Here is an 11,880-nt window from a genome sequence, read left to right on the forward strand (position 1 = left end):
TATAAAAGGGAAAATATGACCACGCATTTAGTCTGGTTCCGTAATGACCTGCGGATAACCGACAATCGCGCGTTGCATGCCGCCTGTGAAGACCCGCAGGCGCGTGTTATTGCCGTATTTGTTGCCACGCCTGAACAGTGGAAACGACATGAAATGGCACCGCGGCAGGCGATGTTTATTTATCAACATCTTCAGGCGTTACAGCATGCGCTGGCTGAGCGTGGCATCGGTCTGCATTACCACCAGTGTGATGATTTTGCCGACAGCGTGACGTGGCTGAAAGATTTCTGCAAAACCGAAAAAGTGGATGCGCTGTTTTACAATAAACAGTATGAGTTCAACGAGCGTCAGCGTGATGCGGCGCTGGAGAACGCGGTCAGTGAATCGGTAATCTGCCACGCTTTTGACGATAGTCTGCTGCTGCCGCCGGGTTCGGTAATGACCGGCAATAATGAAATGTACAAGGTTTATACGCCTTTTCGCCGCGCGTTTTTATCCCGCCTGACCGAATCTGACAGCCGTTCGCTGCCTGCGCCACAGGCGCGAGAAAATGCTGAAAAAGTGGTGACACACCGGCTGATGCCGTTCGATTATCCGCTGGCGGATATCGGCGATCATTTTGCGATTGGCGAGGAAGCCGCGCGTAACCGGCTGCGCAGTTTTTGTCGTGAACAGGTGCAGGATTATCTCGAACAACGTGATTTACCGGCGGTCGACGGCACCAGTTCGCTTTCGCCGTATCTGGCCATTGGCGTGCTTTCGCCGCGCCAGTGTCTGAACCGTCTGCGCGCCGAATGCCCGGACGTGCTGGAGAAAACCGACGGCGGCGCGTTCGGCTGGCTGAATGAGCTGGTGTGGCGCGAGTTTTACCGCCATCTGATCGTCGCCTGGCCGAAACTTTGCAAACATCAGCCGTTCGTTGCATGGACTGACAACGTGCGCTGGCGTCATGCGCCCGATGATTTGCAGGCGTGGAAAGACGGGAAAACCGGTTATCCGATTGTAGATGCGGCTATGCGTCAGCTGAATGCGACGGGCTGGATGCATAACCGTCTGCGTATGATTGTCGCCAGTTTTCTGGTGAAGGATTTACTGATCAACTGGCGTGAAGGCGAACGCTATTTCATGTCGCAACTTCTGGATGGTGATCTGGCGGCCAACAACGGCGGCTGGCAGTGGGGTGCCTCGACGGGGACTGACGCCGCGCCGTATTTTCGTATTTTCAATCCGACGACACAGGGCGAACGCTTTGATAAAGCCGGACGCTTTATCAAAGCCTGGGTGCCTGAACTCGCGGATGTGCCGGAAAGAGACATTCATCAACCGCATCGCTGGGCGGAAAAACATCATCGCGTGCTAGACTACCCGCTGCCGGTTATTGATCACGCGCAGGCGAGAAAAGACACGCTCGCGGCGTTTGAGGCGGCAAAAAACCGGTCAGACTGACTTTACTCTCTCACCACGACAAGGAGCGATGTGATGAAAAAATACCTGCTGGCGATGATGCTGGCATGCTGGGCGGGCCAGGCCAACGCGGGATTTGATGTTGTGGCGCTTGGCGTGAACGGCGGTGTCGAAGAAGGTAACCTCACCTCCTATCTGATCAGAAGTGACGATCAAAAACTCTATCTCGGACTGGATGCCGGTTCTGTTTTACCGGGCATCCGCAAGGCGCTGGAGAAAGGCAGTTTTCCGCAGGTCACCGCCGAAAATGCTGCACCGCTGACCCGGCAGGGCGCGGTTTTCCGCAACCTGATTGGCGGATATTTTATCAGTCACGGTCATCTCGACCATCTTGCAGGGTTGATTATCAGCTCGCCGGAAGACAGCAAAAAACCGATTTACGGCATGGCCGATACCATTGGCACGCTGCGTCAGCATTATTTCAATGGTCGCGTCTGGCCGAACTTTACCGACTCCGGCAGTGGTTTACGTATCGGCACCTATCGCCTCAACCAGCAGCGTCCGGCACAGAGATTTTCTCTCGGACTGACCGGTCTGGACGGCAGTATTTATCCTCTGAGTCACGGCGGTACGCCATCCAGCATGATCCTGGTCAGCCGCAATAAACAGTCTTTTGCCTTCTTCGGCGACACCGGCCCGGATGAAGTCGAGAAATCAAAAAATCTTGATACCGTGTGGCGCGTGCTGGGCGATGAAGTGAAAGCACAACGGCTGAAAGGGCTGATTATCGAAACGTCGTATCCCGATGGCGTACCCGACAGCAAACTGTTTGGGCATCTGACGCCGGACTGGCTGCTGAAAGAGCTGGGAACGCTGCAACAATACGCCGGTGGCGAAGGTTCGCTGAAAGGCCTGACGGTGATTATCAGCCACGTTAAACCCAGCCTGAAAGCCGGGGCAGATCCTGAACAGGCGATCATGGCGCAGCTGGAAAAAGGGAATAATCTGGGCGTGAATTTTGTCAGGATGGCGCAGGGTGATAAATTAGAGATCAAGTAGACCATCCATTAATAACGAGAAACGCCATGAATAATCTCCAGCTTGAAAAGCTGATTAATCAGAAACTGGATATCAGCAATTACAAAGATTACGCACCGAACGGATTGCAGGTTGAAGGGCGTCGTGAAGTGCAGCGCGTGGTGACCGGCGTGACGGCGTCGCAGGATCTGCTGGATGCCGCGATTGCTGTCGAAGCTGATGCGGTTCTGGTGCATCACGGTTATTTCTGGAAAGACGAACCGGCTGAAATCCGCGGCATGAAGCGTAACCGTCTTAAGACGTTGCTGGCAACGGATACCAATATGTACGCCTACCATCTGCCGCTGGACGGCCATCCGGAGCTGGGGAATAACGCGCAACTGGCGAAACTGTTCGGTATCGACGTGCAGGGGGAAATTGCCCTGCTGTTGCCGTGGGGCGAGCTGGAAAAACCACTGACCGGTGAAGCATTCCGCCAGCGCATTGAAGTGACGCTGGATCGCAACGTGCTGCACAGTTCACAGAATGCACCTGCCGAAATCCGTCGCGTGGCATGGTGTTCCGGTGGCGGTCAGGGCTACATTCAGAAAGCCGCAGAATTTGGCGTCGATGCCTTTATCAGTGGCGAAGTGTCTGAACAAACCATTCATATTGCCCGTGAAATGGGCCTGCATTTCTTTGCCGCAGGCCATCACGCCACCGAACGTTATGGCGTGAAAGCGCTGGGCGAATGGCTGGCAGCGGAACACGGGTTAGACGTCATGTTCATCGACATCGACAATCCTGCCTAATTTTTCTTTTCGACCGTCTCTTCAGAAACGTTGTCTTCCAGCAGGGTGAACGCCCGCTGTAATCCGGTATCTACTTCGGGGTCTGCGCCCTGCGGTGGATACTTGCTTTCTTCTTCTTCCTCTGCGGCTTCGCTTTCCTCAACCTGCGGTTCCACCACGTTTTCCGGTGCGGGCATGGTTTCCTGAATCATCTGTTCGTCAAACGCCGGGTTTAGCGCAGGCGAGAGCGGGGAACTGCTCAGGCTGTCCGGCATGGCGATGTGCGGAACCGGTGCATCGACCGCCATCTGTGTTTCTTCTTCCTTTTTCGACGTCCGGCTCAGTGCCACAATCCCGGCACCGCACAGGGCAAAAAACGCATACAGGATATTGCCACCCAGCGGTTCGATCAGCGCGCCTACTGCCAGCGGGCCGATACAGGCGCCGACGCCAAAAGCCATCAGCAGACAGGCTGAAAGCGAGACGCGACGCTCCGGTTCGATCATGTCATTGGCGAGTGCGACGATCAGCGGGTACAACGTGAACTGCATCAGGCTGACGACAAAACCAATGGCGAGCAACAGCGGGAATGAGATGTGGCTGAACAACGCCAGCGGCAGGGCGGTAACGGCCAGCAGGATGGCGTTTATGCGCATCAGCATGTTGCGGTTATAGCGGTCGGAAAGCCAGCTGAGCGGGAACTGTGCCAGCAGCCCGGCGAAAATCGCCAGCGCCATAAACAGACCGGTTTGTTGTGTGCTCAGCGATTGCTGGCTGGTGTAAATCGGCGCCAGCCCGTAGAACGAACCGACGACCATGCCAATCAGCAACGTGATAGCCAGCACTTTGGGGATAGCACCGATAAAGAATTTCAGTTCCATCGGCGCTGGCGACATATGGCCGACGTTGGTGCGTGTAGTCAGCGCAATCGGCACCAGGCACAGGGCAAAACACAAGGCAATAACGATAAGCGTACTGACGCCTAAATCGCTGTTGAGCATCAGTACGACCTGACCAAGCGCCATCCCGAGATAAGACGCCACCATATAAAAGCCGAATACCACGCCGCGCTGACTGGCTTCGGCCTGATCGTTGAGCCAGCTTTCCAGCACCATATATTGCACCATCATGCATAAGCCGATGATCAGGCGCAGCACCACCCAGACCGGGATGATGTCAGTCAGGCCATGGCCCAGCACGGCGGCGGTGATAATGCCGGAGCAGGAAACGTAGGCACGAATATGGCCGACGCGGGCGATCAGGATATGGCCGACTTTGCCGCCGATCACCAGCCCGATGTAGTTGGCTGCGATGATCGCCCCGATCATCGCGCCGCTGACATGAATCGCGGAAAGACGCAGGGAAATGTAAGTCGTCAGCAGGCCGGAACCCAGTAACATCAGTAATGTCGTGGTGTAGAGCGGAAAAAAGAGTGCTAATGGTTTTCTCACAGGCCATCCCTATTGTGTAACGAAGGCGTTATCCAAACGCTAAAAAACAGCAACGTTTCTGAGAGTAGCAGTTGCAGGCGGCGGGCGAAACCTCCGTCGCCTGCGCAAAGAGGCAGATGAGTTGACATCAGCACTCTGTTTCACGCATAACTGATAACAAATCTCACGCTATTGATTCGATGAATAACCCAATGATCCACAACCCTTCTTTAAGGAGTGCCTGAGTGCAACGAGCACGATGTTACCTGCTGGGCGAACGCGCGGTAGTGCTGGAACTTGAACCCCCGGTATCACTGGTAAGCCAGCAACGGATCTGGGGGCTGACGCAACGTTTACAGGATCGCGCCGCGTATCCGGGCGTGCGTGAAGTCATTCCCGGCATGAATAATCTGACGGTATTACTCTCCGAGGCGCAAAGTTCGGCGCTGGATGCCATTGAGCGTCTGCAAAACTGGTGGGAAGAAAGCGAAGCCATTGAGCCTGAATCGCGGCTGATTGAAATTCCGGTGATTTACGGGGGTACGCAGGGACCGGATTTGGACAACGTGGCGCGTCATACCGGCATGACGCCGCGTCAGGTCGTCGAATGTCACGCAGGTGCTGATTACATCGTCTATTTTCTCGGTTTCCAGCCCGGTTTCCCTTATCTGGGCGGCATGCCTTCGACACTTGCCACGCCACGTCACGGCGAACCGCGCCTGTCAGTGCCTGCGGGTTCGGTTGGCATTGGCGGCAGTCAGACAGGTATTTATCCTCTTGAGACCCCGGGGGGCTGGCAACTGATCGGCCAGTCGCTCATCGCGATGTTTGATCCGCTGCGGGAACAGCCGACATTATTGCTGCCGGGCGACAGCGTGCGTTTTGTGCCACAGAAGGAGGGCGTATGCTGAAGGTTTTACGCGCCGGGATGTTGTCCACGGTGCAGGATTTAGGCCGCAATGGTTACCGCCAGCAGGGCGTCAGTCAGTCCGGCGCGCTGGATGCCCCGGCGCTGCGGTCTGCCAATCTGCTGGTTGGCAATGACGAAAATGCGGCTGCGCTGGAAATTACCCTCGGTCAGTTCAGTGCCGGGTTTCACCGCGAAGGCTGGATCGCGCTGACCGGCGCCGGTTGTCACGCACAACTTGATGGTAAAGAGGTGTGGACCGGCTGGTGTTACGAAGTGAAACCGGGGCAGGTGCTGACTCTGAAAATGCCCACCCGCGGCATGCGCAGCTATCTGGCAGTTTCCGGCGGCATCGATGTGCCGGAAGTTATGGGATCACGCAGTACCGATCTGAAAGCCAAATTCGGCGGTTTCCACGGGCGTCCGTTGCAGGATGGCGATATGTTGCCCATCGGTGATTCGTTCCGGCAACCGCAAAAAACCGGTGGCATTAAACAACTGCTGTTTGGCAACCGCATTCGTGCATTGCCGGGGCCGGAGTATCAGGAATTCAGCGAGAAGTCGCGCGATGAATTCTGGCGCGCCGCCTGGCAGCTCAGCCCGCAAAGTAACCGTATGGGATACCGTCTGCACGGGCATACCCTGAAACGCGAAACTGACCGTGAAATGCTGTCGCACGGCTTATTGCCGGGCGTGGTGCAGGTGCCACATGGTGGCCAGCCGATTGTTCTGATGGCCGATGCTCAGACCACTGGCGGCTATCCGCGTATTGCCTGTGTTATTGAGGCGGATTTGTATAATCTGGCGCAAATCCGCCTGGGCGAACCGATTCATTTCGTCAAATGCACACCGGAAGACGCGCAGAAGGCCTTACGTGAGCAATCACTCTTTATCGAACAGATTAAACGGGGGCTGCATGGTTATTGATCTTAACGCCGATTTAGGCGAAGGCTGTGGGAATGACGAGGCGCTGTTGCAGCTCGTCAGTTCAGCCAATATCGCCTGCGGATTTCATGCCGGTGACGCGCAGACCATGCAGCAATCCGTGCGCCGGGCGCTGAAATACGGTGTGGCGATTGGCGCGCACCCGAGTTTCCCTGATCGGGAAAATTTTGGCCGCACCGCCATGCAACTCCCTGCCGAAACCGTGTATGCGCAGGTGGTGTATCAGCTGGGTGCGCTGGCTGCCATCACCCGTGCGGAAGGCGGACACATGGTGCATGTAAAGCCGCACGGCATGTTGTACAACCAGGCAGCAACCGACGCCGTGCTGGCGGATGCCATCGCCCGAGCGGTACATGCGGTGGATCCGGCATTGCGTCTGGTCGGGCTGGCGGGCAGCGAATTAATTCGTGCTGGCGAACGCCTTGGCCTGCAAACCCGTCAGGAAGTGTTCGCTGACCGGCGTTATCAGAACAACGGATCACTGGTGCCGCGCACTCAGCCGGATGCGATGATCGAAAGCGACGAACTGGCGTTGGATCAGACATTGTCGATGATACAGCAACAAAAAGTGCTCAGCCGCGAAGGTGTCTGGGTGCCCGTTAATGCGGAAACTGTCTGTCTGCATGGTGATGGTGAGCACGCGCTGACGTTTGCCCGCCGGTTGAGGCACGCGTTTGCTGAACAGGATATTCAGATCAGCGCAGGCTGATTTTTGCAGAATCTGAGGAGTACCTCTATGCGTAAAGTTTTAGTCACCGGTTTTGAGCCTTTTGGCGGCGAGCGCGTTAATCCATCATGGGAAGTAGTAAAGCAACTGGGCGACCTGGAATTGTCGGGCGCGCAGATTGTGGTTCGTCAGTTGCCGTGCGTGTTCGGCAAAGCCATTGATGCGCTGAATGCGGCGATCGATGAAGTGCTGCCGGAAATGGTGATCTGCGTCGGACAGGCCGGTGGCCGCAATGATTTCAGCATCGAACGCGTGGCGATCAACGTCGATGACGCGCGTATTGCCGATAACGACGGCAATCAGCCGGTGGATGAGGTGATTGTCAGCGACGGCCCGGCGGCGTATTTTTCTACTCTGCCGCTCAAGACAATTGTCAACGGATTACGCGAGTCGGGGATCCCTGCATCGGTGTCGCAAACCGCCGGTACCTATGTCTGTAACCACGTGATGTACGGCCTGATGCATCGTCTGGCGCAGCCTGCCTGTAAGGTGGTGAAGGGCGGTTTTATCCATATTCCTTACCTGCCTGAACAGGCCGCGCATCATCCGGGGGCGCCAAGTATGTCAGTACATACTGTTCTGAACGCCCTTGAGCTGACGATCGCCATCGCGCTGCACACGGAACAAGATTTGAAAATTGCCGGGGGTGCGACTCACTGATGCCTGAAGGTCCTGAAATTCGCCGTGCGGCCGATGTGCTGGCTACGGCGGTAGTGAATAAGCCTCTGACGGATGTCTGGTTTGCGTTTCCGGCCCTGAAACCTTATCAGTCAGCGCTGCGTGGAACCAGAATCACGTCGATTGAAACGCGGGGGAAAGCCCTGCTGACGCACTTTTCCAACGGACTGACGTTGTACAGCCACAATCAGCTTTACGGCGTCTGGCGGGTGGTCAATGCCGGTGAAGTGGCGAAAGAAACCAAACGCTCGCTGCGGGTAAAGCTGGAAACCACCGAAGCGGCGATTTTGCTCTACAGCGCGTCCGAAATCAGTATTTACGATACGGCGGAAATCGAAAAGCATCCGTTCCTGCAACGTATCGGCCCGGATGTGCTGGATGAGCGACTGACGGTCGCACAGGTACGTGAACGGTTACTTTCACCTAAATTCTGCAACCGGCAGTTAGGCGGAATGTTGCTGGATCAGGCTTTTCTGGCCGGGTTGGGGAATTATCTGCGGGCGGAAATTCTCTGGCTGGCGAAACTGCTGCCGGATCATAAACCGAAAGAGCTGAATGACACGGAACGGGATGTGCTGGCCGATGCCTGTTTGTCTGTTGCGCGGTTGTCGTACGCCACGCGAGGTACGATGGATGAAAATGTGCATCACGGCGCGCTGTTCCGTTTTAAGGTATTTGGCCGCACAGGCCAGCCATGTGAACGTTGCGGCGATCCGATCATGAAAACCAGTGTGTCATCGCGACCATTCTTCTGGTGTCCGGTGTGCCAGGTCTGAAAGATAAAAAAGAAAAGGGCACCGGAGTGCCCTTGCTCAGTGTTTTCAGAATCAGAAATTCACTTTGATACCCAGATTACCGCTGTAACCTTCCAGATCTGAATCGAATCCTTTCTGGTAGCGGACGTCTGTATAAATCGTGGTATTTTCACTGAGTTTGCCCGCCAGCCCTGCTCCAGTCTGCCACCAGCTGTCGCTGAATTCCGCTTTAAGCCGTTGAGTCGCGAATTGTACTTCGGGTTCATCGCCAATAGTCGTGACGGCATCCAGCGTCAGATAAGGCGTCCAGGTTGGATTATCCATGAACAACCGCACACCGCCGCGTGCCTGCGCATTACTGGTTGATATGCCGGAGACATTGCTGATGCCATCGTTGAAATCTTCCAGATTCAGATACTGATAAATCACCTGCGCCTGAGGTTCAATTTTCAGATTTTCATGCAGTGTAAAGGGTTTGCCGGCTTCCACTGATAACGCGACGCCATAACCGTCCTGATCGGCATCATGCGTGCTGTCATAGCTGTTTTTATACCAGCTGCCCATACCCACCGCGTCAATGTAGCCGCCATCCTGCGCTTTTAGCGTGTAGTAACCGCCGAGGCTGTAGATGTCGCTGTCTACACTGCCAGCTTGTACGGAATATATCGGGTTATTGCTGCGAAGGCTGTCTTCCGCGTCGGTATTCTGACGTCCGAGTGTCACGAGAATACCGGCACTGCGTTCGGTGTTTTCTTCGTTTTTATCCCACATCAGATCCATCCCTAACTGCGCATACCAGGTATCGGTATCATAGCTGTAACGGCCTGCGTCATTCTCGGTGTGAGTACCGACAATCCGACCCCATGCGCCGTCTTTATGCAGCACATCACCGCCGGTACGCTGGTGATAAGTGCCAATCGCATCAAAGCCATACTGCATATTCAGCGCCGGTGCCGCGATATATCCCGGCACTTCCTCACGCCACGGCTGGATGTCGTCGGATGGCGTCGGAGTTGGGTTCACATCCGGATTGGCGTCAGGCGCAGGGGCAGGGATCGGCGTTGAACAATCATAATTAGCGCAGGTGCTCAGATACCAGTTTTCACCCTCACCGGTGGTGATATCACCTTTACGCAGCCCGTAGTTGAACGCACCCGCTGAGACAGAATTCCCCAGCGTGAAGGCATTGGTTCCCTGTGTATTGGTTCCATCCACGGTAACCACTTCAATCCCGTTGCCCTGTGTATAGTTACCGTTGCCGCCTGTGCTGGTGACAAACAAGGTATTTTGACCGGTAATGTCGCCCGTTACGTGGATCTTGTCTGTCGGCGAGTTGCTGTCATCCAGATAGGTATTGATACGGTATGTGCCGTCGCCGGTCATATTGCTGTTCACGGTAAGTTCAGAGTATTCATTACCGTTATGTGTGAAGAACGTGGTGCCACCGGAGTTCATCTGCGAAATCGTGGAATCACCGGTCAGCGTCCACCGGCTGGAATCGTCGATATTAATGCTGTTGGTACTGGCGGTGATGCCTTGCCATTCAGAGCCGCTGTTAAGATAGACATCCACAACACTGCCGGTATCGGCAATGATGTCGCCTTCCATATACGAGTTACTGGCAGATAAATTCACCTGACTTTGCGCGGTAACACCCGTATCAGTATCTGTGAAACTTCCGGCTCTCAGCAGAATGCCGTTTCCGCTTTGCACGGTTGACCGGTTGTTCACGTTAATCCGGGTATTGGCACCTGCAGCCAGTATTCCCTCGCTGGTGGCGCTGCTGACAAGGCTGTTATCCAGCGTCACGATAGCCTGATGATCTGCATCAAAACCCTGCGTATAGATGCCATTTGCGAATGCACCGGAGGCCGATAACTCGCTGTTGCTGATGGTCATCTGGCTGTTGGCGTAGGAACGGACAGCGGAAGCCCCTTCGCCGGTAGAAATCCCCGTAACCGCATTGGCATCAAGGGTAGAATCATTCATCGCAACCAGCAGATTACTTCCCGTACCGGTTGTGGTGATCTCAGCGGTATCAAGTGCCATAGCCCCGGAGCCTGTGGCTAAAGCAGCGGCTGAACGGGTACCTTCGGTCTTGAGCACTATATTTTTGGCCGTTAGCGTTGCGCCCTGACTGGCAAAAAAACCGATGTTATTATTGCCTGTCGTGGTGTAGGTCCCGCCTGTCAACGTCACATCGCTATAGGCGTTGCTATTCACCATGATATCGTCAGTGCCGGTCATTTCGACGTTGCCGTTTATTATGTCAACGGTAGTTCTTTTGGCATCGCTGGAACCTGACGCATAAATGACATTTTGGGAACCTGCAGAGTTTTGTTTAACCGTGAGATTTTCAATGCTCAATGAGGCGTCAGAAACGGTGAGCGCATGTTTTGCGTTAGTTAATTCTATGTTTACATTACTCAGGTTCACCGATGCACCCGACTGGATATTAATTCCCTGTGCCTGAGCGGCATCACTGGTGATACGTATATCATTACCTGTTAATGTTGAACCGACATCTGAGACATAAATAGCACTGCTGTCATCTTTACCCGTACGGATGTCGGTATTATTAATTTCGGCTGATGCGCCAGTAATAATGTTAAATGTTTTGCTGGAATCTGTTGTGCTGACATCAGCATAATTAAGGATTAACTTACCTCCGCTAATAATATTGAATGCATAAGCTTCGCTGCCGGTCGTGGAAACCACGGATTGAACGGGCACTGGCGAAGGTATTCCGGGAATAGTGATTTCACCATCAACAATAACTTCTGTACCCGCGCCGGTGATGGTGTAAGCGTGATCGCCCGTACCCGTCGTAGCGAAACTCAAGGCATCAGCAGGGGTTATGCCCGTTGAAAATGTGGTTGTTGCAAGTGCAATAGATGACGGTAATAAAAGACTAAAGATGGCGCTCGATAATAATGTTTTTTTAAATGAATGCGGGTGTTCCCGATATTCTTCCATGTCAAAGTGTCCTTTGTTTTAATAATGGCGTGTTTATCTTACATGTTTCATTAATACGCTTTTTTAATTAGCGGATTGCAATGAATCATATTGTTGATGACTATGAGTTTATTGTCAGATGAATTTCGGGGGATGGTATATCACGGAAGGATAAGCGTCAAATATTGGTACTGATATATTGAATAGTTAATTTATGCTTAATATATAATTAAGGTCTCTTTGGGTTGAATAAATAAAAAGGCCAATGAAT

The 11,880-nt window shown here is 54.0% G+C and carries 10 protein-coding genes; 8 read left to right on the top strand and 2 right to left on the bottom strand.

What is annotated here, in order from left to right; all coding sequences use genetic code 11:
• Positions 1–15 precede the first annotated feature (15 nt).
• Genes phrB through DXU84_RS01460 form a run of 3 tightly spaced genes read left to right on the top strand, consistent with a single transcriptional unit; the run spans position 16 to position 3,233 of the window.
• The gene (gene phrB, locus DXU84_RS01450) at positions 16–1,446 is read left to right on the top strand and encodes a deoxyribodipyrimidine photo-lyase (protein ID WP_153374623.1); all 1,431 of its coding nucleotides are present in this window, start codon (positions 16–18) and stop codon (positions 1,444–1,446) included.
• A gap of 33 nt (positions 1,447–1,479) precedes the next feature.
• The gene (locus DXU84_RS01455; protein ID WP_153374625.1) at positions 1,480–2,463 is read left to right on the top strand and encodes an MBL fold metallo-hydrolase; all 984 of its coding nucleotides are present in this window, start codon (positions 1,480–1,482) and stop codon (positions 2,461–2,463) included.
• Positions 2,464–2,489: 26 nt separating this feature from the next.
• Positions 2,490–3,233, top strand: a complete 744-nt coding sequence (locus DXU84_RS01460) for a type 2 GTP cyclohydrolase I (RefSeq protein WP_013576452.1) — start codon at positions 2,490–2,492, stop codon at positions 3,231–3,233.
• Here the strand turns inward: DXU84_RS01460 and DXU84_RS01465 are convergent.
• Positions 3,230–4,612 carry an MFS transporter gene (locus DXU84_RS01465; protein ID WP_153374733.1) on the bottom strand — a complete coding sequence of 461 codons (1,383 nt, stop codon included), beginning with the start codon at positions 4,610–4,612 and terminating at the stop codon, positions 3,230–3,232. The genes DXU84_RS01460 and DXU84_RS01465 overlap by 4 nt on opposite strands.
• Positions 4,613–4,887: 275 nt before the next feature.
• On the opposite strand from DXU84_RS01465, the gene pxpB reads away from it, so the two are divergent.
• From pxpB to nei, 5 genes are read left to right on the top strand one after another with little or no spacing between them, the layout of a single operon-like run.
• Positions 4,888–5,553, top strand: coding sequence for a 5-oxoprolinase subunit PxpB (pxpB, locus tag DXU84_RS01470; RefSeq protein WP_013576450.1), 666 nt, complete (start codon positions 4,888–4,890; stop codon positions 5,551–5,553).
• Positions 5,547–6,476, top strand: a complete 930-nt coding sequence (pxpC, locus tag DXU84_RS01475) for a 5-oxoprolinase subunit PxpC (protein WP_112198161.1) — start codon at positions 5,547–5,549, stop codon at positions 6,474–6,476. The genes pxpB and pxpC overlap by 7 nt, the downstream gene beginning before the upstream one ends.
• Entirely contained in the window at positions 6,466–7,203 is a 738-nt protein-coding gene (gene pxpA / locus DXU84_RS01480; RefSeq protein WP_112198160.1) for a 5-oxoprolinase subunit PxpA, read from the top strand. The genes pxpC and pxpA overlap by 11 nt, the downstream gene beginning before the upstream one ends.
• Positions 7,204–7,230: 27 nt before the next feature.
• Entirely contained in the window at positions 7,231–7,881 is a 651-nt protein-coding gene (gene pcp / locus DXU84_RS01485) for a pyroglutamyl-peptidase I (RefSeq protein ID WP_121019802.1), read from the top strand.
• Complete coding sequence (gene nei / locus DXU84_RS01490) at positions 7,881–8,675, top strand: endonuclease VIII (protein ID WP_153374627.1); 795 nt, start codon at positions 7,881–7,883, stop codon at positions 8,673–8,675. The genes pcp and nei overlap by 1 nt, the downstream gene beginning before the upstream one ends.
• A 51-nt stretch (positions 8,676–8,726) precedes the next feature.
• Here nei and DXU84_RS01495 read toward each other — a convergent pair whose 3' ends face one another.
• A complete protein-coding gene (locus DXU84_RS01495) occupies positions 8,727–11,495 on the bottom strand; it encodes an autotransporter outer membrane beta-barrel domain-containing protein (RefSeq protein ID WP_228388926.1) in 2,769 nt (922 codons plus the stop codon).
• Positions 11,496–11,880: the final 385 nt, after the last annotated feature.

It is taken from the genome of Rahnella sp. RcJ3 (genome assembly GCF_009498575.1).
Classification (GTDB): domain Bacteria; phylum Pseudomonadota; class Gammaproteobacteria; order Enterobacterales; family Enterobacteriaceae; genus Rahnella; species Rahnella aceris.